The sequence below is a fragment of the Pseudomonas sp. N040 genome (genome assembly GCF_015637705.1).
GTDB lineage: Bacteria > Pseudomonadota > Gammaproteobacteria > Pseudomonadales > Pseudomonadaceae > Aquipseudomonas.
The window spans coordinates 153360-174728 of record NZ_JADOBE010000006.1; the positions used below are offsets into that span (position 1 = coordinate 153360).

Here is a 21369-nt window from a genome sequence, read left to right on the forward strand (position 1 = left end):
TCTGCATTAACCCTGGTGAGCGAGCCGAACCCCAAGCCGCGCATTCTCCCAATCCATTTACAGTGTCGCGCGCAACATCAACATTGATCCAGTGATTGTCGTCAAAATTTGCTGCCTTTACCCGGACTCGGCGCATGGTCACGCCTGACGCAGGACGAGTGCCAACCTCGAGCCGGATTGCGGCTCCGGCGCAGATAGCTGTTCAGTGTGTGGGGGCAGCGTTAAGTCCGACAGGCGCCTAGCCAATCTCCCGGCGAAACGGCGGCAAGGCATTGAGTATCGCCTTGCCATAGCGCTGCGTGACGACCCGCCGATCCAGCAAGGTGATGATGCCGCGGTCCTCTTCGGTTCGCAGCAAGCGGCCACAGGCCTGGATCAGGCGCAACGAGGCATCCGGCACCGAAATTTCCATGAAGGGGTTGCCGCCGCGAGCTTCGATCCACTCGGCCAGCGCCGCCTCGACCGGATCATCCGGCACCGCAAAGGGAATCTTGGCGATCACCACGTGCTCGCAGTAGGCCCCGGGCAAATCCACGCCTTCGGCAAAGCTGGCCAGGCCGAACAACACACTGGGCTCGCCGTCATCGACCCGTGACCGGTGCCGGTCAAGCGTCTCCTGCTTGGACAGGTTGCCCTGGATCAGCACCCGCCGGCGCCATTCACGCTCAAGCCCGTCGAACACCCCTTGCATCTGCTTGCGCGAGGCAAACAGCACCAGGGTGCCGCGGGCACTGCCGATAATGCCCGGCAGGTCACGCACAATGGCCGCGGTATGCGCCGCCGCATCGCGTGGGTCGGCACGCAAGTCCGGCACCTGCAGCAGGCCTGCATCGGCGTGCAGGAACGGACTCGGCACTACTGCGGTCACCGCGCTCCTGGGCAGTCCCGCGCGCATGCGCAGGCGATCGAAGCTGCCCAGCGCCGTCAGGGTGGCCGAAGTCAGCAGGGCGCCGTAGGCAACATTCCACAGATTGCGGCGCAAGGTTTCGGCGGCCAGAATCGGGCTGGCGTTGACCTCGATGTCGAACAGCGCGCCCGTTTCGGCAAGGCTCAGCCAGCGCGCCATCGGCGGGCTGTCAGCCGGATCTTCGGCGGTAAAGGCGCACCAGAGTTCCCAGTTGCCCTGCGCGCGGGTCAGCAGGCTGCCAAACAGCGGGTACCACTCCTCGGCCTGCTGGCTGGCAATTCCAGCGCCCAGCTCGCCATCCATGGCCTGCTTGAGCAGCTCGGCAAGCCGGGTAAACAGGTCGTTGAGCCGGGCAAAACCCTTTTTCAGCTCGCTCGCCAGGTCGATCAGGTGCTCCGGCACCACACCCGCGACGAAACGATGGCGCGGCCGCTCGCGGCCCTCCATGTCTTCGCCGGTCCTGAAGTCGGCCAACTCTTCGCACGCGCTGAACATGAACTGTTGCTGGCTGCGCAGCTCCCGCGCCAGCTCCGGTACCGCCCCGATCAGCCGCCCCAGCTCACCGGGCAGGGGGTGCTGGGCAAGCAGCTTGCTCAGGTTTTTCTCCACCTGCCCCAGCCAGTCCGCAGTTGCACGCAAGCGGGTGAAGTGGGCGAAGTGGCCGATCGCCTTGTCCGGCAGGTGATGGCCTTCATCGAAGACGTACAGGGTATCGCGCGGGTCGGGCAGGATCGCGCCGCCGCCCAGGGCCAAATCCGCCAGCACCATATCGTGGTTGGTGACGATCACATCGACCTTGGTCATGCCTTCGCGGGCCTTGTAGAAGGCACACTGCTGAAAGTTCGGACAATGCCGGTTGGTGCACTGGCTGTGATCGGTGGTCACCCTGGCCCAATCCGCGTCCTCGATGGCTTCGCTCCATGAGTCGCGATCGCCATCCCAGCGATTCGCCGCCAGTCGCTCCATCATCTGTCCGAGCAGCTTCTGGCCATCCTCGTCGACATCGATGCGGAAACCTTCCTCGGCAAACATCTGCGCCGTACTGCTCTGCGCCTGACCTTCCTGCAGCAGCAGGTCCAGCTTGGACAGGCACAGGTAGCGGCCACGGCCCTTGGCCAGGGTAAAGCTGAAACTCAGCCCGCTGTTGCGCAGGATGTCCGGCAAATCCTTGTTGACGATCTGCTCCTGCAGGGCCACGGTCGCCGTCGCGATCACCAGGCGCTTGCCGGCCGCCTTGGCTGCCGGAATGGCGGCAAGGCTATAGGCGACGGTCTTGCCAGTACCGGTTCCGGCCTCCACCGCAACCACCGCCGGCTCGCCCGAGCGATGCCCCTCCTCATCCATCTCGATAGCGCCGAGCACTTTGGCCACCTCGGCAATCATCAGGCGCTGGCCATAGCGCGGCTTGAGCCCCTTGGCATCGAGAAAACGGCTGTAGGCGCCCTGGATCAGGGTCTTGAGTTCGTTGCTGAGCATGCGGGGTCGCTTGTAGAAAGACTGGATAAATTCTCAGTCATACGGCTGGGCCGCTATGATAGCGCGCTACCCGCCAATACGCTGTCCGGAGTTACCGATGACGATTCACGCCCTGATTTACACCCTGCATCTGCTCTGCGCCCTGATCTGGGTGGGCGGCATGTTCTTCGCCTGGATGATCCTGCGCCCCGCCGCCGTCAGCACCCTGCAAGCACCCGCGCGCCTGGGACTCTGGAGTGATGTATTGCCGCGCTTCTTCCGCTGGGTATGGCTGGCCGTGGTGATCCTGCCGCTAAGCGGATTCGGCATGCTGCACCTTCGCCAGCAGACAATAGAAACCGCACCGCACTTCATTCAGGTAATGATCGGTCTCTATCTGGTCATGCTGTCACTATTCCTGCGCGCCCAGTTGCTGGAGCTGCCGGCGTTGCGCAAGTCGGTTGCGGCAGAAGACTGGACCCAGGGCGGTGCAGCACTGGCAAGGATTCGCCGGCTGGTCGGCTTCAATCTGCTGATCGGGATGACACTAGTCGGCCTGGCCGCCGCCCGCCCGACTTTCTGACTGCTGCACGCCACCAGCATCCGTAGCCGCCATCGGCGGCCGGTGAAAGGCGCCGAACAGCAACAATTGCAGGCGCGTCAGCCAGCGATGGCGTCCCTGCGACTGTCGCTCAAGCAACGCAAGATTGAGCAGGTGCACCAGCACGATCGCCACGGACAGCACACCGAGCACCAGGCCAAAGGGCTTGGCGACCGGGACAACCCAGGTCTCCAGCAGCGCCAGCCAGAACAACGCCAACCCCAGCTTGCCGGCCCACAGCAGATATCGCATAAAACCATCCAGACAGCCGTTAGTGTTCGAGTTTCATGTTGGCCAGAAACAACGAAGGAGGCCTAAGCCTCCCGCGTATTTACATCTTTACAAATCAGCGGTCGACCTGAATCTCCACCCGCCGATTTTGCGCCCGTCCCTCTGCAGTCGAGTTATCTGCCACCGGGTTGCTTTCACCCTGGCCTTGCTGGGTGACCTTATCCGCCGGAACGCCCTGACTGATCAGGAAATCAGCCACACTCTTGGCACGCCGCTCGGAAAGCGCCTGATTGTACGCATCCGAGCCTACGCTGTCGGTATGTCCGATGACTTTGACGCCAACCAGGTTCTGGCTGGTAATGCGATTGGCAATATCCGCAAGCAGGTCCTTGCTATCCGCAGAAAGATCGGAGGAGTCTGTGGCAAACAACACGCCGCCCAGATCACTAAGCACTATGACTTCGTCTTGGGCAGGTTCTGCAACTACGGGAGCAGGCTCAGGAAGAGCCTTGAGCGGACAACCATTTGGATAAACCTGGCTACCCGCAGGAGTGTCAGGGCAGTTATCCCGCCGGTCATGAACACCGTCAGCGTCTTGATCGCCATCCAGCGTGTAGCAAATCAGGCTACCCACAAGTGCACCCACACCGGCGCCAACACCCGCCGCAGAGGAGCTCTCGATAGCGCCCAACCCGCCACCAGCGACGGCACCAATTACTGCACAGATTGGCCAGTTCTCCTGGTTCAGCACCGCATCTCCCTTACTGGCAGTTGAAGTGCAGCCTGAAAGAACACTACTGACCAGAAGAAAGGGCACTACAGCCCGAGAGAGGGAAGTTCTCATGCTTTGAATCTCCTGTGTCACCGGTTCATTACCGGTAACACAGAAGTAAAGACTGTTAAATCGCTATGTACAAGCAGTCCATAGCGATTTAACCACTCGCTTAATTGCGATCGATTGCAACTTCCACACGACGGTTCTTGGCGCGGCCTTCAGCTGTTGCGTTATCGGCAACCGGACTGCTTTCGCCTTCACCAACCACGCCAACGATGCTCGCCTGCGGCACGCCCTGAGCTACCAGATAGTTAGCCACGGCTACAGCACGCTTCTCGGACAGCTTCTGGTTGTAGGCATCGGTACCAACGCTGTCGGTGTAGCCAGCGATAGCCAGAGTAGCATCCGGAGCTTCGGATTTAAGCTTGCCGGCCAGCTCGTCGAGCAGAGCCTTGTCGCTGTCCTGAAGGACATCGGAGTCAAAGGCGAACAGCAGGTTGTCGACGACCAGAACAACGTCAGCCTCTTCGACCACAACCACTTCTTCTACGACTTCAACAGGAACCGGGCAGCCATCAGCATCAACTTCGGTGCCTTTCGGAGTGCCTGGGCACTTGTCATTCTTGTTGGTTACGCCGTCGCCATCTTCATCGCCGTGCACCCAGCAATAGGCTGCAGCAGTCAGACCGAAGCCCAGCGCACCCCAACCAGCAACAGCGGAGCTTTCAGTAGCGCCCAGACCACCACCGACCACACCACCGATGGCGGCGCACAGCGGAATATTGTCCCCACGCTCAAAAGTCGAACAGCCAGTCAGGGCCGTCGCCAGCAGAAGCATTGGCAGTGTCTTTTTCATCATGCTCATTTGTTATCTCCTTAGGTGAATCGGCCAGTAACCGATGACATGCAGTTAAGCCGTCGCTGCTAGAATACGCCAGAGTTCCACCGCAAACCAAGCTCAAATCCAGCCAGACCAGACCTTGGAATGATTTTTCCTGCCGGATTGGCGAACCAAGCGCCGGAGTTGCACATATCCCGCTGCTTTACCGAGAAGCCCAATGATTGCAAGCATTTCAACCCGCACCCCGCAACAGGCTCTAGCCGCACTGCTGGAGCGGCAAAAACCGGTTCGACTACTGCTGGTGGGGGACAGTGAATTACCGGCTATCAAGGCCTTTATCACCAAGCACCCGGAAAGCCAGCTATGTCATGCGCCCGCCGCCGCCTTGCCAATAGCGGTGACGAGCCTGCGTTACGACCTGGCAATCGTCGCCGATTGCCTTGAGCATTTACCCAAGCGCGAAGCCCTGGAGCTGGTTGCCGGTATCCGCAACCTGAATGCCAGCCGGCTGGCAGTGATGGTCGACCTGAATGCCTGCGACTGGCTTGAGGCGGATTTCTTTGCCCTGGCCATGCAGGCCAGCGAGCGGTTCGAGCGGGACGGGCAGATGCTGACCCTGTTCACCTATGACCTCTATGACTACAAGCAGATACCCGACTGGCTGAACGCCAAATTCTGGGCCAATCCACAACACTTCGGGAAGTACTGGTGGTAAGTAGCTGCCCCTGTGGCAGTGGACAGTCCTACGCGGAATGCTGCGGCCGCTGGCACGCCGGCGCACCCGCGCCAACCCCGGAAGCGCTTATGCGCTCACGCTACAGTGCCTATGCTCTGGGTATGATCGACTACCTGATTGCAACCACCCTGCCCGCCCAGCAAGACGGACTGGACCGGCAAGCCATGCGCGAGTGGAGCATGCACAGCACATGGCTGGGCCTGACGGTCGAAAGCGCCGAGCCGGCAACCGATGCATTCGGCCACGCCAAGGTCAGCTTCCGCGTTCGCTGGGAGGACCGCGATGGCCAGCATGAGCACCGGGAATGCTCGATCTTCGTGCAGCGCGGGGAGCGCTGGTATTTCATTGACCCGGGGCTGCCGTTGCAGGCCGGACGCAATGATCCGTGCCCCTGCGGCAGCGGCGGGAAATTCAAGAAATGCTGTGCCGCCTACTTCTGACTCCCGCCGCAACGAGTAGCCACCACCCTGACGTGCCCTACTGCAACTTCAGGTGCGACACATCCGGCGGCGGTCCCGCCGGTGGACGCTTCTCCTGACCCATGTCACTCCCGGGCGGTGCGAGGCTGAACTGGCTCAGGTCAACCTTCGGTGCTGCAACCGCTGCAGGCTCGTCCTGCAGGTCGACACCCAAAGGCGCGATACCGAAGTCTGGCGCCTCGACATCGATAAAGGCCGCCATATATTCGTCGCGCGGAGCAATCTTCAATTTCCCTACTGGAGACGCAGGAATCTGGGGGTCGCCTGATGCAGCCGCCACCGGTGAAACAGTGCCGGCCTGGCTCGCTGGCGCCGGCGCTGCCGCCACATCCAGCGCCCGCACCTCGACCAGAGCGCCCGCGCGCGCCAGCGTTTCGCGGTAACGCTCAGCTCCTGCCGCATCCAGATTGCTCTTGATGACTATGCGGCGCCCGGAAAACAGCAAGGCCATGCGCTGTTCATCTGCCTGGAAAATCTTCGCGACATTGGCCTTCACCAGATCCAACCGGGCCCCGGCAATCAGTTCTCCGGAAAACGCAACTTCGTAAAGGCTCATCGCTCGACTCCTGACAGGTACGCGGCAGAGTATGGCGCAAATTTTTTTTACTAAACAACAGATTGCATGCCATTAGTGGCTTGTTACACTGCGCCGTCATTCGGAGTATCGGCATGCTATTCGCGCCAAACAGAAAATCCATAATGCACCTCGTCGTGCTCAGCCTGGTTTTCTGCCTGCCGGCCTGCTCCAGCCTGTTCAGCGAAGACTTCCACGACCCGAGCATCCATCTGGTCAGGGTTGAAGTGGTTCGCGCCAAGATGCTCGAACAAAAGTTCAACCTGTATTTTCGCGTGGAAAATCCGAACGAATTCAGCCTGGACATCGACGACCTCAGCTACAGCGTCTTTCTGAACGATATCCCGCTGGCCAGCGGGCAGCGCAGCATCAGTGTCACCCTGCCAGCGGACAGCACCACCGAATTCAAGGTTCCGGTACGTGCCAATCTGTGGCGTAACCTGAAGCAGGTGATCAAGATGCTGAAAAACCCCAACGAACCTATCCGCTATCGCCTAGAAGGTACGGTTGAGGCCGGCTCCTGGTTTGGCCGAACCGTACACCTGTCCCGCAGTGGCGAGATCATTCCAGGCAATTTCATTCCGGAGTAACGCCAATGTCCAACGAACCTCACGTCCACGGTCCCGACTGCAACCATGCGCATGAACACAACCATGAGCCTGCGCATGTGCATGGTCCGGACTGCAATCACAGCCATCAGGACCCCGTGCGCAATCCACTGAAAGATGTGGGCCGCAATGATCCCTGCCCCTGCGGCAGCCAGAAGAAATTCAAGAAATGCCATGGCGCCTGAGCGCATCCTGCTGATCGGCCGCAGTTAATTCGGAGCAGTACATGACCACTTCTGCCTGGCGCTCCCCGGCTCGTTTGCTGACCCTGCTTGCGCTCGCTGGCAGCCTGACACTGACCGGCTGCAAGGCTTTTCTCGACAGTCAGTTCGCCGACAGCGTCGCCCCTAAAACCGGCGTGGTGCGCCTGAACGGATTGGCACACAACGCCGAAATCCGTCGCAACGCACTGGGCATGCCGCTGATCGAAAGCGGTAACCTGCACGATGCGCTGTTCGCGCTCGGCTACGTGCATGCCAGCGACCGTCTGAGCCAGATGGTCGGCATGCGCCTGATGGCACAGGGGCGGCTGGCGGAAATGGCCGGTCCCGGCGTGATCGAAATCGACCGTTTCATGCGCACCATCAACCTGAAGCAGAGCTCTGCCAGCCTCTACCGAAGCGCCTCCCCGCAGATCAAGAAAGCTTATGAAGTGTATGCGCGCGGGGTTAACGCATACCTCTACCAGAACCGCGACACCTTGCCGATGGACCTGGCCGAGTCCGGTTACCAGCCGGCTTACTGGACCGCGGAAGATTCCGTCCTGGTATTCAGCCTGTTGAACTTCGGCCTGTCGATGAACCTGCAGGAAGAAATCGATGCCCTGCTGCTGGCACAGAAGGTAGGCAGCGACCGACTGGCGTGGCTGCTACCCACCTATCCGGATGAACCCCTGCCGTTCGATGAAACCGCCAAGCTGGAGGGTCTGCGCCTCGATGGGCAGATTCCGGGCCTGGCGCAGGTTGGCCGGACCGTCCAGCAGATTGCCGCTCTGGACATGCTCGGCGTGGCCGCCTCGAACAACTGGGCCATCGCACCCGCCCTGAGCAAGGGTGGCAAAAGCCTGCTGGCCAACGACACCCACCTGCCCCTGTCGATGCCTTCTGCCTGGAATTACGTGCAGATCCGCACGCCCAAATATCAGGCGGCCGGGGTCAGCCTGGCCGGGGTTCCGGCGGTGATTGCCGGCTTCAACGGCAAACTGGCCTGGGGCATGACCATGGTCATGGCCGACAACCAGGACATCTTCCTGGAGAAAATCAAGCGCGAGGGCAACCAGACCCTCTATCTGGCTGACGGCAAATGGCTACCGGTCACCCAGCGCAACGAAACCTTTTTCATCAAGGGTGAGCGGCCGATCCGCGAAACCATCTACGAAACCCGTCACGGCCCGCTGCTCAATTCGGTCCTGGGCCAGCGCAAGAGTCCCTTGCAGCCGATGGCGCTCAGCAGTGGGCTGGGCCTGGCATTCAAGAGCACGCTGTTCGAGGCCGACCAGAGCCTCGATGCGTTCTTCCAGCTGTCCCGGGCCCAGTCGGTAGAGCAGGCGCATGAGCCAGCCCGCAATATTCGTGCGGCAGGACTGAACCTGCTGTACGCCGACGCACAGAACATCGCCTGGCAAGTCAGCGGCCTGTATCCGAATCGCCGCGGTGGCCGCGGCCTGCTGCCATCGCCCGGCTGGGACAGCCGTTATGACTGGGACGGCTTTGCCGACAGCATGCTGCACCCCTATGACCAGAATCCGCCGCAAGGCTGGCTGGGTACGGCCAACCATCGCACGGTAGCCGGCGGCTACGCGGTGCAGATGTCCAACTCCTGGTTTTACCCGGAACGGGCGGAGCGCATTGCCCAGCTGGCACCGGCAGGCAAGCACGACACGCAAAGCATGATCGCCATGCAGTATGACCAGACCTCGCCTTTCGCCGGCAAGCTGCAGTCGATGCTGAGTGCAGCCGACATGGCCCCGGCATTGCAGCAGGCCATAGCCCGCCTGCCAGGCAGCCAACCGCAGCAAGCCCGGGCGGCCCTGCAACACCTGTTGGCGTTTGACGGCAAACTGTCTGCCACCTCGGCGAATGGCGCACTCTACTCGGCCTTCCTGCAGGAGAGCGCCCGGCAGATCTTCCTCGATGAACTGGGCCCGGACGACTCGCCAGCCTGGCGGGCCATGGTGGAAACTGCCGACATGTCCTATTCCGCCCAGGCCGACCACCTCACAGGACGCATCGACAGTCCCTACTGGGACGATGTTCGTACCGCAGAAAAGGAAGACAAGCCGGCGATTCTGGCGCGCAGCCTCGCAGCGGCGCAGTCCTTGTGCGAGGAAAAGCTCGGGCAGGATCCGCGCAACTGGCAATGGGGCAAGCTGCACAGCTACACCTGGGCCAGCGATGCCACCCTGCTGGCGCCCTACATGAGCAGCGCCGAGCGCAACGGCATCGAGGCGCTGCGCAGCTACCTGGACCGCGGCCCGTATGCGGCCGGCGGTGACCATACCACCCTGAATGTCTCGGCCTACCACTGGGGCAGGAACTTCGACACCTGGCTGATTCCGGCCATGCGCATCATCGTCGACTTCAATCGCGAGGAACCGATGCTCGGCCTGAACAGCTCCGGCCAGTCCGGCAACCCGGCCAGCCCACACTACGCCGACGGTATCGAGGCCTGGCTCAAGGGCCAGTACATGAGCTTCCCGATGCAGGCCAAGAACCTGCAGAAAGTCTATGGCAAGAGCGGGTTGCTGTTGCTGCCGGAGAACTAACCTACCGTTCGTCGGGTCTTTTTGAACCTAAGCGGCTCGGCGCGACTCACAGTAACGGACTTACTCCATAGATGGTTTTAGGGCGCCTCTGGCGCCCTTTTCTTTGTCCCGGATTTGGCCTTGCGCAGGTTACTCAGAGCGCAGTGCGGTAATAGAGGCTGTAGCTTTCCACACCGTCATTGGGTTCCTTGATCCCGGCATTCGAGTAGTGAATCGCGCGCACGCCGATTTCCTGCCCGGAAAACCGCAAGCCCAGACCCAGGCGGTCCTCGAACTGGAAGGCCGTGGACAGCTGGTTGCCATCCACCTCGGTGTCACTGAACAGCGCCACGCCGATACCGGCTTCTATAATCGGCCGCACGTTCTGACCGGCAAACTCGTAGACGAACACCGGCGAGAAGGACAGGCTGTGGTTGCCCGAACTGCCATTGCCGCCTTCCCAGTAGCTGTAACCCGCATCCCAGTAACCACCAAGGTGGCCGGTATCGCTCTGCAGCCAGCTATCGGTAAAGTTGAACTGGACACCCGCCCGGTACGTCATGCTGCCATCGTCAGTCTGACCAACCGCGCCGGAAATATCAGCCGCCTGCGCAGCAGTGCCCAGGGTCATGCAAGCGAGCGCCACTGCGCTCAAGGCAAATCGAATGTTCATCAGAGAGTCCCTGCCTGTTGTTTTCGGTGTAGAACAGCTAAGAAGAAGTATAGGTCTAGCCGCGTTTATTCCACCAGCATCTACCCAGCAAGCCTAGACCGGTAACGGAAAAACAGGCTCGGCGCGCCCCCAAAGGGCCGGCAGCACCGCTGCCAGCGCTGGCGCCTGCCCGCTCGACCAGAAGGCATCCGCTGCGGTTGTCCGTTCGGCGAGCAGATCCCGCTCCGCCAGCACCCGCTGCAACTGCCGGGCAACGGCTTCCCCGGTATCGATCAGCGTCACCGAAGCGGGTACCAGCTGGCGCAGCAGGGGCTTGATAAACGGATAGTGGGTGCAGCCCAGGATCAGCGTGTCGCAGCCCTCGGCGAGCAGCGGCGCGACCAGCGCCTGCAACAGCGCACGGGTTGCCGGGCTTTCCAGCTCACCAGCCTCGACGCATTCAACCAGGCCCGGGCAGGGCTGGGTGATGACGCGCACATCGCTGGCAAAACGGTCGAGCAAGGCGGCGAACTTCGCACTCTGCAACGTTCCGGTGGTCGCCAGCACGCCGACCACGCCGCTGCGGGTCGCCGCCGCGGCGGGTTTGACGGCCGGCTCCATGCCGACAATCGGCAACCGGGGATAGCTTTCCCGCAGGCTCGCCACTGCCGCGGCGGTGGCCGTATTGCACGCCAGCACCAGTGCCTTGGCGCCCTGCCCAAGCAGGAACCCGGCAATCTGCTGGCTGCGCTGGCGGATGAATTCCGGGGTCTTTTCGCCATAGGGCACATGCCCGCTGTCCGCCACATAGAGCAGCCGTTCATGCGGCAGGATGCGGCGAATCTCGCGCAGTACCGAGAGCCCGCCGACGCCGGAATCGAATACCCCCACCGGCGCATTACTCGGCATGCTTACCTCCGCAGACGCTGCAGGCCGGATCGCGCTTCACCCGCAGTTCGCGAAAGCGCGTGGTCAGCGCATCCACCAGCAGCAGCCGGCCAACCAGCGGCTCGCCAAAACCGGCCAGCAACTTGAGCGCCTCGAGTGCCTGCAGGCTGCCAACCAGGCCGACCAGCGGCCCGACCACGCCGGCCTCGCTGCAGGTCAGCCCGGCCTCGCCACCATGCCCGTACAGGCAGTGGTAGCACGGACTGTCCGCGCGCCGCGGATCGAACACCGACAACTGCCCCTCCAGGCGTATCGCCGCGCCGCTGACCAACGGCTTGCCCGCGGCCACACAGGCTGCGTTCACCGCTTCGCGGGTGCTGAAGTTGTCCGAGCAGTCGAGCACCAGATCAACCGCGGCCACGGCGGCGCCGAGAGAATCCGCATCCAGCGCCGCCTCATGCAGGCGCAGGTCCAGCTGCGGATTGATCAGGCGCAGGCGCTGCGCCGCCGACTGCACCTTCAGCTGACCGAGGCTGCTGGCGTCATGCACGATCTGCCGCTGCAGGTTGCTCAGGTCGACCCGATCAAAATCCGCCAGATGCAGGCGGCCGACCCCGGCCGCGGCCAGGTACAGGGCCACCGGCGAGCCGAGCCCGCCGAGCCCGACGATCAGCACGGCCGATTGCTGCAGGCGCAGTTGCCCGGCAATATCGATTTGCGGTAACAGGATCTGCCGGCTGTACCGCAGCAGATCGTCGTCGCTCAGCTCTAGGGTCATACTTGCCATTGTCCCAGGGAAATCCGTTCATGCCCGCCCAGATCACACCGGCTCTGCGGCTGAGCGAAACCATTTTCCAGCATTAGCCGGCGAACCTCACCCGCCTGCTCGAAGCCGTGCTCCAGCAACAGCCAGCCACCCGGTTCAAGGTGGCTGGCTGCCTGCCGGATGATCTCGCGCAAGTCAGCCAGGCCATCCGGGCCGGCCACCAGGGCACTGCGTGGCTCGAAGCGCACATCGCCCTGGCGCAGATGCTGGTCGTCCGCCGCTATATAGGGCGGGTTGCTGATGATCGCGGCAAAGCGCTGGCCGTTGAGCGCAGCAAACCAGTGACTCTGGGCAAAGCGCACGTTGGCCAGCCCCAGCCGCTGGCGATTGCGCTCAGCCAGCGCCACTGCCTCACTGACCCGATCCACACCGAGCAGCTGCCAGCGCGGGCGCTCCGCCGCCAGGGCCAACGCGATGGCGCCTGTGCCAGTGCCCAGGTCGAGCAGGTGCAGTTCGCTGGCAGGCAACAGTTCCAGTGCAGTTTCAACCAGCAGCTCGGTATCCGCACGCGGAATCAGCGTGTGCGGCGCCACTTCCAGGTCGAGGCTCCAGAAACCCTGCTGGCCGAGGATATAGGCGACCGGCTCACCGGCCTGACGCCGGGCCAGCATGCCGGCAAACGCCGCGACCTGCTCGGCGGCAGGTTCCCGCTCGGGCCAGGTATGCAAGTAACTGCGCGGCTTGCCCAGTGCCGCGGCCAGCAGCAGTTCGGCATCCAGGCGTGGCGTTGGCGAGCCGGGCAGCCCGGCATGGCGCAGCAGGGTTTCGATGCTGGGCATACGGTTATCCCTCTGAGCCGGGGCTAGCCTGCTGGGCAATCAGTCACCCAGCGCAGCCAGCTGATCGGCTTGGTATTCCAGCAGCAGCGGTCCGATCACTTGCTCGACATCGCCTGCCAGCACATCGCTCAGCGAGTACAGGGTCAGGTTGATGCGGTGATCGGTCACCCGGCCCTGGGGAAAATTATAGGTACGGATGCGTTCGGAACGATCGCCCGAGCCCACCAGCAACTTGCGCGTGTCGGAGATTTCCTTGTGCGCGGCCGCATCCTGCTGATCCTGCAGCTTGGCCGCCAGCCAGGCCATGGCCTTGGCGCGGTTCTTGTGCTGCGAGCGCTCCTCCTGGCACTCGACGACGATTCCCGACGGCAGGTGCGTGATGCGGATGGCCGAGTCGGTCTTGTTCACATGCTGGCCACCGGCGCCCGAGGAACGGTAGGTGTCCACCCGCAGATCGGCCGGGTTGATCTCGATGGCCATCTGCTCGTCAGGCTCGGGCAGCACCGCCACCGTGCAGGCCGAGGTGTGGATGCGCCCCTGGGATTCGGTTTCCGGCACCCGCTGCACGCGATGCGCTCCCGACTCGAACTTCAGCTTGGCATAGACGTTATCGCCCTCGATGCGGGCAATGACTTCCTTGTAACCGCCATGCTCGCCGGGGCTCTCGGAGAGAATTTCCACCCGCCAGCCCTGCTTCTCGGCATAGCGCGAATACATGCGGAACAGGTCGCCGGAGAAAATCGCCGCTTCATCGCCACCGGTGCCGGCGCGCACTTCGAGAAACACGTTGCGCCCATCGTTCGGATCCTTCGGCAACAACATGCGCTGCAGGTGGTCTTCCAGAACCAGCAATTGCTCGCGGGCGCTGGCCACCTCTTCGGCGGCCATCTCGCGCAGATCCGCATCACTGTCCTTGAGCAGCGCTTGCGCTCCCTCGAGATCGGCCTGCACCTTGCAGAACGCACGGAAGGTCGTCACGACCGGCTCGACTTCGGCATATTCGCGGGAATAGGCGCGGAACTGCGTCTGGTTGCCGATCACCTCGGCATCGCCGAGCAGGGCGGTAAGTTCCTCGTAGCGGTCCTGCAGGATATCCAGCTTGTTGATCAGCGACGCTTTCATTGCGGGTTCTTGTCCGAGGCCATGCGCTCGTCGAGCGCAAACAGTTCCTGCGCCACGTTCAGCGCATCCAGGCGCCCGGCGGCAGAAAATTTCTTCAATTGCACACTGGGGGCATGCATCAGCTTGTTGGTCAGCCCGCGCGCCAACTGGGCCAGCACTTCATCGGCAGGTGTACCGTTGTTGAGCAGGCGCAAGGCACGCGCCAGTTCTTCATCGCGCAGGTCTTCGGCCTGCTGCCGGCAAGCCTTGAGCACGTCCACTGCCGCACGCTCGCGCAAGCGCTGCATGAACTCGCCGGCCCCCTGGGCGACCAGTTCCTCGGCGGCATTGGCGGCACTCTGCCTGCTCTTCAGGTTTTCCTCGATCACCTCGTGCAGATCGTCGACCGAATACAGGTAGACGTCCTCCAGCTCGCCGACTTCCGGCTCGATATCGCGCGGCACCGCAATATCGACCATGAAGATCGGCTTGTGCCGGCGCTGCTTGAGCGCGCTTTCCACCGCGCCCTTGCCGAGAATCGGCAGCTGGCTGGCGGTCGAGCTGATGACGATGTCGCTGTTGACCAGCTCCTGCGGGATATCCGCCAGCAGCACCGCATGCGCGCCGAACTGCTCGGCCAGCAGGCTGGCGCGCTCCAGCGTCCGGTTGGCCACCACAATGCGCTTGATGCCCTGCTCATGCAGATGGCGGGCAACCAGCGTGATGGTTTCGCCGGCGCCGATCAGCAGCGCCTGACTACGTTGCAAGTCAGTGAAAATCTGCTTGGCCAGGCTCACTGCGGCAAAGGCCACGGAAACCGGATTCTCGCCAATCGCGGTATCGGTGCGGACACTTTTCGCCGTACTGAAGGTGGCCTGGAACAACCGGCCCAGCAGCGGACCCAAGGTGCCGGCCTCGCGCGCCACGGCAAACGCCGACTTCATCTGCCCGAGAATCTGCGGCTCGCCCAGCACCATCGAATCGAGTCCGGAGGCAACCCGCATCATGTGCTGCACGGCGGCTTCATCGGCATGCACATAGGCACTGTCGCGCAGTTCGGCCAGGCTGAGCCGGTGATATTCCGCCAGCCAGCACAGCACTTCATCGCTGTCGAGCGTTTCCTGCTCGAGATACAGCTCGCTGCGGTTGCAGGTGGAAAGGATCGCCGCCTCGCGGCAGCCGGTGACCCTGCACAACTGCCGCAACGCCTCAACCTGCAGCTCGGGGGTGAACGCCACGCGCTCGCGCACCGCTACCGATGCGGTCTTGTGGTTGATGCCTAGCGCCAGGAAAGCCATGCAGAATCGCTGGGGTAATGGAAAGCGGGCAATTGTCCTACGTCACCCGGTACAGGACAACCACCAAAGCGGCAACCGTTGCTCGCAGCGCCGTACGCTTGGCCGCGGGCTTGTGTCATCATGTACGGCAATTGCAGGTCAGCCCTCCTTAATGCCTCCCCATGAATAGATTTTTCGCCTTTTCCGCCTTCCTCGCGCTGCTCGGCGGCTGCCAGAGCAGCGCAAGCCTGCCGCCAGCGCCACCGCCCCCCGCAGAGCAAGCCAGGCAGTTACCCGCGGAAAAGCCGGCGCCAGCCGCTTCCTTTACCCAGGAAACCTTGTTCGCCCTGCTGGCTGCGGAAATCGCCGGGCAGCGCGATCACTACGATATTGCCCTGCAGAACTACAGCGCCGAGGCGCAAGCCACGCGCGACCCGGGCGTCGCCGAGCGCGCCTACCGGATTGCCGAGTACCTCAACGAACAACCTGCCAGCCTGGAGAACGCGCTGCTCTGGGCACAAGTCGCGCCGGACAACATTGATGCGCAACGCGCCGCTGCCATCCAGCTGGCCCGGGCGGGCCGCTACGATGAATCCATGAACCACATGGAGCGGGTTCTGCAGGGCCAGGGCAACACGCATTTCGATTTTCTCGCCCTCTCCGCCTCCGAGTCCGATGCGCAAACCCGTGCCGGGCTGCTGCAGAGCTTCGACCGCCTGCTGGCGAAAAACCCCGGGAATGGCCAGCTGCTGTTTGGCAAGGCGCTGCTGCTGCAGCAGGACAACCAGACCGAAGCCGCACTGGAACTGCTGGAGGACCAGCCTGCCAGCAGCGAGGAAATCTCCCCGCTGCTGCTGCGCGTGAAACTGTTGGAAAGCCTTGGGCGTGGCGAAGAAGCCCTGCCGCTGCTGGAGGATGCGCTTGAGGAGCATCCGCAAGACCCGCGCCTGCGCCTGGCCTATGCACGCCTGCTGGTGGAGCAGGGACAACTAGAAGCGGCGCGTGCGGAATTCACCATCCTGCTGCAGCAAAACCCGGAAGACGATGATCTGCGCCTGTCCCTGGCCCTGGTCAGCATGGAAGCCGAGGCCTGGAACGAAGCCCAGGCCTACCTGCGCGACCTGATTGATCGCGACAGCCACGTCGACATTGCCCACTTCAATCTCGGCCTGATTCACGAGCAGCTCAACGACAACGAGGGCGCCCTGATCGAGTATTCGCTGGTCGGGCCGGGAAATGAGTTTCTGCCCGCGCAGGCCCAGCAAACCGCCATCCTGTTGCGCGAAAAACGCACCAGCGACGCCCGCGAACGACTCGCCAAAGCCCGGCTCAGCCAGCCGGACTATGCCGTCCAGCTGTACATGCTGGAAGTCGAAAGCCTCGCCGAGGCACAGCACACCGAGCTCGCCTGGCAAACCATCCAGCACGCCCTGCAGGAGTTCCCCGGCGACCCGAACCTGCTCTACACCCGCGCCATGCTTGCCGAGCAGCGCAATGACCTGGGCCAGATGGAGCGCGACCTGCGCCAGGTGATCAAGGCCGAACCAGACAACGCCATGGCCCTCAACGCGCTTGGTTATACGCTGGCCGACCGCACCACGCGCTACGCCGAGGCACAGGCACTGATCGAGCGCGCCCACCAGCTCAAGCCGGAGGATCCGGCGATCCTCGACAGCCTTGGCTGGGTCTATTACCGCACCGGCAACCTGGCCCAGGCGGAAAGCTATCTGCGCCAAGCCTGGCAACGCTTTCCCGACGCAGAAATTGCCGCGCACCTGGGTGAAGTGCTATGGGCCCAGGGCAACCAGGCCGAGGCCCGCGAGGTGTGGGCCGCGGCCTACCAGCAGCAACCCGACAACAGCATCCTGCGCAGCACCCTGCAGCGCCTGACCGGCAGCGAGAGCCCCTGATCCATGCAACTGCGCACCCTGCTCCTGGCCAGCACCTTTCTCCTGCTCGGTGGCTGCGCCGGCCTGACCAGCCAGGAATCCATCCGTGGCCAGGGCGACCCTGCCGCCTGGGAAGCACACAAGCAGCAGGTGCAGCACATCGATGGCTGGCAGATCAATGGCAAGATCGGCATCCGCGCGCCCCGCGACTCCGGCAGCGCCACCCTGTTCTGGCTGCAGCGCCAGGACTATTTCGATATTCGCCTGGCCGGCCCTCTCGCCGTCGGCTCGGCCCGCCTCAGCGGCCGCAGCAATGATGTGGTACTGGATCTGTCCGCCGAGGGGCGCTTTCACTCCAATTCAGCCGAAGACCTGCTGGAAAAGGGCCTGGGCTGGCGACTGCCCGTGTCACAGCTGTTCTGGTGGGTTCGTGGCCTGCCGGGCCCGGACAGCCAGAGCGAAGTGACTCTCGACCGCGACAGCCGCCTGAATCAGCTGCAGCAGGACGGCTGGCAGATCCAGTACCTGAGCTATATCGAGCAGGATGGCTACACGCTGCCGGAGCGAATCAAGCTCAAGGGCCACGACCTGCAGGTGACTCTGGTGATCAAGGACTGGCAGCCCCGGCAGCTGGGCCGGTAACCCGCGGAGCAGCCAGGGATGCCTGAACACAACACACCGACCAGCAACATGGGCGCGGCACAACTGGTGCTGCCGGCACCGGCCAAGCTCAACCTGATGCTGCACATCCTCGGTCGGCGCGCCGATGGCTACCACGAGCTGCAGACCCTCTTCCAGTTCGTCGACCATGCGGATCAGCTGGGCTTCGCCGTACGCCAGGATGGCCAGATTCGCCTGCATGGCGCGATCAGCGGCGTTGCGCATGACCGCAACCTGATCGTGCGTGCCGCGCGCAGCCTGCAGCAAGCCAGCAACTGCGCGCTGGGTGCCGATATCTGGCTGGACAAGCAGCTGCCCATGGGTGGCGGGCTGGGCGGCGGCAGTTCCGATGCCGCCACCACCCTGCTCGGCCTGAATCATCTCTGGCAGCTGGCCTGGAGCGAAGAGCGCCTGGCCGCGCTCGGACTGGCCCTGGGCGCCGATGTCCCGGTGTTCGTGCGCGGCCATGCCGCCTTTGCCGAAGGCGTGGGGGAAAAGCTGCAGCCGGTAAACTTGCCGGAGCCGTGGTTCCTGGTCTGCATACCGGCGACCGAGGTCAGCACCGCCGAAGTATTCGCCGCGCCAGAGTTGACACGCAATACGCCGCCAATTAAAGTGGCCGCCGTTCTCGAGCAGGGCGGTCGAAATGACTGTCAGCCGGTGGTCGAGGAGCGCTACCCAGCTGTACGTAACGCTCTGATCTTGCTGAATAAATTTGTTCCAGCAAAACTCACCGGAACTGGGTGTTGCGTGTTTGGGTCCTTCCCAAGCAAGGCCGAAGCTGATAAAGTCGCGGCCCAACTTCCAGCCACACTGCCAAGTTTCGTGGCAAAAGGCAGCAACATCTCGATGTTGCACCGGACACTGCAGAACTTGTCCTGAGAAGCGGATGCACAGCATCCATACACGTTACAGGGGCGTCGCCAAGCGGTAAGGCACCAGGTTTTGATCCTGGCATGCGTTGGTTCGAATCCAGCCGCCCCTGCCATATTCCAAGAAGTTGTTGCAGCGTAGTTCCGACAACTTCCTGATGCATCAGGTCAAACCCAAGCCGGCAGGTACTTCACGTGTCCAAGATGATGGTCTTTACGGGGAACGCCAACCCCGATCTGGCTCGACGTGTTGTACGTCAACTGCACATCCCGCTGGGCGAAGCCTCCGTCGGCAAGTTCTCCGATGGCGAAATCAGCATCGAAATCAACGAGAACGTGCGCGGCAAGGACGTGTTCCTGATCCAGCCGACCTGCGCGCCGACCAACGACAACCTGATGGAACTGGTGGTGCTGGCCGATGCCTTCCGCCGCTCCTCGGCCAGTCGTATCACTGCAGTGATCCCCTACTTCGGCTATGCCCGCCAAGACCGCCGTCCGCGTTCGGCCCGGGTAGCGATCAGCGCGAAAGTAGTTGCCGACATGCTCACCGTGGTGGGCATTGATCGCGTTCTGACGGTTGACCTGCACGCCGACCAGATCCAGGGCTTCTTCGACATCCCGGTAGACAACATCTACGGCTCGCCGGTATTGATTGACGACATCATCGAGCAACGCTTCGACAACCTGATGATTGTCTCCCCGGACATCGGCGGCGTGGTTCGCGCCCGTGCCGTGGCCAAGACCCTCGGCGTCGACCTGGCGATCATCGACAAGCGTCGGCCCAAGGCCAACCAGTCCGAAGTGATGCACATCATCGGCGACGTCGAAGGCCGCACCTGCATCCTGGTCGACGACATGGTCGATACCGCCGGCACCCTGTGCCACGCCGCCAAGGCGCTGAAAGCACATGGCGCGGCAAAAGTCTTCGCCTACTGCACCCACCCGGTGCTGTCCGGCCGTGCCATCGAGAACATTGAAAACTCCGCACTGGACGAACTGGTGGTGACCAACACCATTCCCCTGTCCGCTGCGGCCCAGGCTTGCAGCCGTATCCGCCAGCTGGATATCGGCCCGATTGTCGCTGAGGCGGTACGCCGCATCAGCAATGAAGAATCGATCAGTGCGATGTTCCGCTAAGCGCGGACGTCCCTGAACGACATGTGCCCCGCCGAGTGCGGGGCTTTTTGCCCAACCGTCCGGATGCTGGTCGCAAGCATGAAGGACGGTTTGGTTATTGTGGAGAACTGAAATGACTGAATTTGCCCTGAATGCCGAAGTGCGTTCCGACCTGGGGAAAGGTGCGAGCCGCCGCCTGCGTCGTAACGCCGCCCTGGTTCCTGCCGTGATTTACGGTGGCGAAGCTGCCCCCGTATCGATCAGCATCCTGGCCAAAGACCTGGCCAAAATGCTCGAGAACGAAGCTGCCTTCAGCCATGTCCTGGCCCTGAATGTTGCCGGTGCTACCGAGAGCGTGCTGATCAAAGCCCTGCAGCGTCATCCCGCCAAAGGCTTCGTCCTGCACGCCGACTTCATTCGCGTCCAGGCCGATCACAAGCTGACCGCCCACGTTCCGCTGCACTTCATCAACCAGGAAACCTCGGTTGGCGTGAAGCAGCAAGGCGGTGAAGTGTCCCACACTGCCGTTGAAGTCGAAGTTTCCTGCCTGCCGAAAGACCTGCCGGAATTCCTCGAAGTCGACCTGGCGGCTGTTGAAGTCGGCCAGATCCTGCACCTCTCCGACCTCAAGCTACCGGCTGGCGTGCAACTGGTTGCCCTGGCTCATGGCAACGACCTGCCCGTCGCCAACATTCACGCTCCGCGCGTGAAAGACGAAGCGGCTGCCGAGTAATACTCGTCAAGCCTGACCGAGGGCTCCTGTCGTGACTGCCGTTCAACTGATCGTTGGCCTGGGAAATCCAGGCGCCGAATACGACCAGACCCGGCATAACGCAGGGGCCCTTTTCGTTGAGCGCCTGGCCGCCCAACAGAACGTCAGCCTCAGCCCGGATCGCAAGTATTTCGGCCTGTGTGGCAAGTTCAGCCATCAGGGTCGCGACGTTCGCCTGCTGATTCCCACCACCTACATGAACCGCAGCGGCCAGGCCGTGGCGGCACTGGCCAATTTCTTCCGGATCAGCCCGGACGCGATTCTGGTGGCGCACGACGAACTCGACATGCCGCCTGGCGTCGCCAAGCTCAAACAGGGCGGCGGGCACGGCGGGCATAACGGACTGCGCGACATCATTGCCCAACTGGGCAACCAGAACAGTTTTTACCGCCTGCGGCTTGGCATCGGCCACCCCGGACACAGCACCCAGGTTTCCGGCTATGTCCTCGGTCGCGCGCCGCGCGGCGAGCAGGAACTGCTGGACGCCAGCATCGACCTGGCCCTGGGCGTACTGCCGGAAATACTGGCGGGCGAATGGACCAAAGCGATGCACAAGCTGCACAGCCAGAAGGCTTCACTCTAACTAT

23 protein-coding genes and 1 tRNA gene are annotated in these 21369 nt (G+C 62.6%); 13 read left to right on the forward strand and 11 right to left on the reverse strand.

Translation table 11 applies throughout. The features are described 5' to 3' along the window. Window positions 1-238: 238 nt before the first annotated feature. Entirely contained in the window at window positions 239-2383 is a 2145-nt protein-coding gene (gene dinG / locus ISX93_RS10880; protein ID WP_195778750.1) for an ATP-dependent DNA helicase DinG, read from the reverse strand. Between the two features lie 97 nt (window positions 2384-2480). On the opposite strand from dinG, the gene ISX93_RS10885 reads away from it, so the two are divergent. After that, the gene (locus ISX93_RS10885) at window positions 2481-2945 is read left to right on the forward strand and encodes a CopD family protein (protein WP_195778751.1); all 465 of its coding nucleotides are present in this window, start codon (window positions 2481-2483) and stop codon (window positions 2943-2945) included. Here the strand turns inward: ISX93_RS10885 and ISX93_RS10890 are convergent. From ISX93_RS10890 to ISX93_RS10900, 3 genes are all read right to left on the reverse strand, one after another. Continuing rightward, entirely contained in the window at window positions 2910-3215 is a 306-nt protein-coding gene (locus ISX93_RS10890) for a DUF1145 domain-containing protein (protein ID WP_195778752.1), read from the reverse strand. The genes ISX93_RS10885 and ISX93_RS10890 overlap by 36 nt on opposite strands. A 94-nt stretch (window positions 3216-3309) precedes the next feature. Further along, window positions 3310-4038, reverse strand: a complete 729-nt coding sequence (locus ISX93_RS10895; protein ID WP_195778753.1) for an OmpA family protein — start codon at window positions 4036-4038, stop codon at window positions 3310-3312. A gap of 100 nt (window positions 4039-4138) precedes the next feature. After that, entirely contained in the window at window positions 4139-4834 is a 696-nt protein-coding gene (locus ISX93_RS10900) for an OmpA family protein (RefSeq protein ID WP_195778754.1), read from the reverse strand. A gap of 193 nt (window positions 4835-5027) precedes the next feature. Between ISX93_RS10900 and ISX93_RS10905 the strand changes: the two genes are divergently transcribed. Beyond that, window positions 5028-5525, forward strand: a complete 498-nt coding sequence (locus ISX93_RS10905; RefSeq protein WP_195778755.1) for a DUF6231 family protein — start codon at window positions 5028-5030, stop codon at window positions 5523-5525. Next, complete coding sequence (locus tag ISX93_RS10910) at window positions 5516-5986, forward strand: YchJ family protein (protein WP_195778836.1); 471 nt, start codon at window positions 5516-5518, stop codon at window positions 5984-5986. The genes ISX93_RS10905 and ISX93_RS10910 overlap by 10 nt, the downstream gene beginning before the upstream one ends. 37 nt (window positions 5987-6023) lie before the next feature. Here the strand turns inward: ISX93_RS10910 and ISX93_RS10915 are convergent, their stop codons facing one another. Next, window positions 6024-6581, reverse strand: coding sequence for a hypothetical protein (locus tag ISX93_RS10915; RefSeq protein WP_195778756.1), 558 nt, complete (start codon window positions 6579-6581; stop codon window positions 6024-6026). A 143-nt stretch (window positions 6582-6724) separates the two neighbouring features. Between ISX93_RS10915 and ISX93_RS10920 the strand changes: the two genes are divergently transcribed. From ISX93_RS10920 to ISX93_RS10930, 3 genes are read left to right on the forward strand one after another with little or no spacing between them, the layout of a single operon-like run. Next, complete coding sequence (locus ISX93_RS10920) at window positions 6725-7189, forward strand: LEA type 2 family protein (RefSeq protein ID WP_229732159.1); 465 nt, start codon at window positions 6725-6727, stop codon at window positions 7187-7189. A 5-nt stretch (window positions 7190-7194) separates the two neighbouring features. Continuing rightward, a complete protein-coding gene (locus ISX93_RS10925; protein WP_195778758.1) occupies window positions 7195-7392 on the forward strand; it encodes an SEC-C metal-binding domain-containing protein in 198 nt (65 codons plus the stop codon). A gap of 41 nt (window positions 7393-7433) precedes the next feature. Further along, entirely contained in the window at window positions 7434-9971 is a 2538-nt protein-coding gene (locus ISX93_RS10930; RefSeq protein WP_195778759.1) for a penicillin acylase family protein, read from the forward strand. A gap of 133 nt (window positions 9972-10104) precedes the next feature. Here ISX93_RS10930 and ISX93_RS10935 read toward each other — a convergent pair whose 3' ends face one another. The 6 genes from ISX93_RS10935 to hemA form a co-directional block, all read right to left on the reverse strand. Then, on the reverse strand, window positions 10105-10623 hold the full coding sequence (locus tag ISX93_RS10935; RefSeq protein WP_195778760.1) for an acyloxyacyl hydrolase: 519 nt from the start codon (window positions 10621-10623) through the stop codon (window positions 10105-10107). 93 nt (window positions 10624-10716) lie between these two features. After that, entirely contained in the window at window positions 10717-11511 is a 795-nt protein-coding gene (gene murI / locus ISX93_RS10940) for a glutamate racemase (protein WP_195778761.1), read from the reverse strand. Further along, a complete protein-coding gene (locus ISX93_RS10945; protein WP_195778837.1) occupies window positions 11501-12268 on the reverse strand; it encodes a molybdopterin-synthase adenylyltransferase MoeB in 768 nt (255 codons plus the stop codon). The genes murI and ISX93_RS10945 overlap by 11 nt, the downstream gene beginning before the upstream one ends. Further along, entirely contained in the window at window positions 12265-13095 is an 831-nt protein-coding gene (gene prmC, locus ISX93_RS10950; RefSeq protein WP_195778762.1) for a peptide chain release factor N(5)-glutamine methyltransferase, read from the reverse strand. The genes ISX93_RS10945 and prmC overlap by 4 nt, the downstream gene beginning before the upstream one ends. A 39-nt stretch (window positions 13096-13134) precedes the next feature. Further along, complete coding sequence (prfA, locus tag ISX93_RS10955; protein ID WP_195778763.1) at window positions 13135-14217, reverse strand: peptide chain release factor 1; 1083 nt, start codon at window positions 14215-14217, stop codon at window positions 13135-13137. Further along, window positions 14214-15494, reverse strand: a complete 1281-nt coding sequence (gene hemA / locus ISX93_RS10960) for a glutamyl-tRNA reductase (RefSeq protein WP_195778764.1) — start codon at window positions 15492-15494, stop codon at window positions 14214-14216. Before hemA ends, prfA begins: the two co-directional genes overlap by 4 nt. A gap of 161 nt (window positions 15495-15655) precedes the next feature. Between hemA and ISX93_RS10965 the strand changes: the two genes are divergently transcribed. The 7 genes from ISX93_RS10965 (at window position 15656) to pth (ending at window position 21365) form a co-directional block, all read left to right on the forward strand. Then, the gene (locus ISX93_RS10965) at window positions 15656-17383 is read left to right on the forward strand and encodes a tetratricopeptide repeat protein (RefSeq protein WP_195778765.1); all 1728 of its coding nucleotides are present in this window, start codon (window positions 15656-15658) and stop codon (window positions 17381-17383) included. Window positions 17384-17386: 3 nt separating this feature from the next. Then, entirely contained in the window at window positions 17387-18004 is a 618-nt protein-coding gene (gene lolB, locus ISX93_RS10970) for a lipoprotein insertase outer membrane protein LolB (RefSeq protein WP_195778766.1), read from the forward strand. Window positions 18005-18052: 48 nt separating this feature from the next. Continuing rightward, window positions 18053-18904: a 4-(cytidine 5'-diphospho)-2-C-methyl-D-erythritol kinase gene (ispE, locus tag ISX93_RS10975; RefSeq protein ID WP_195778838.1), complete on the forward strand. Its 852-nt coding sequence runs from the start codon at window positions 18053-18055 to the stop codon at window positions 18902-18904. Window positions 18905-18935: 31 nt separating this feature from the next. Then, window positions 18936-19010 (forward strand) — tRNA-Gln (locus tag ISX93_RS10980). Window positions 19011-19089: 79 nt separating this feature from the next. Further along, window positions 19090-20031, forward strand: a complete 942-nt coding sequence (locus ISX93_RS10985) for a ribose-phosphate pyrophosphokinase (protein ID WP_195778767.1) — start codon at window positions 19090-19092, stop codon at window positions 20029-20031. Window positions 20032-20143: 112 nt separating this feature from the next. Beyond that, window positions 20144-20743 (forward strand): 50S ribosomal protein L25/general stress protein Ctc, encoded by a 600-nt coding sequence (locus ISX93_RS10990; protein ID WP_195778768.1) that lies wholly within the window; start codon window positions 20144-20146, stop codon window positions 20741-20743. Between the two features lie 31 nt (window positions 20744-20774). Continuing rightward, complete coding sequence (gene pth / locus ISX93_RS10995; RefSeq protein WP_195778769.1) at window positions 20775-21365, forward strand: aminoacyl-tRNA hydrolase; 591 nt, start codon at window positions 20775-20777, stop codon at window positions 21363-21365. Window positions 21366-21369: the final 4 nt, after the last annotated feature.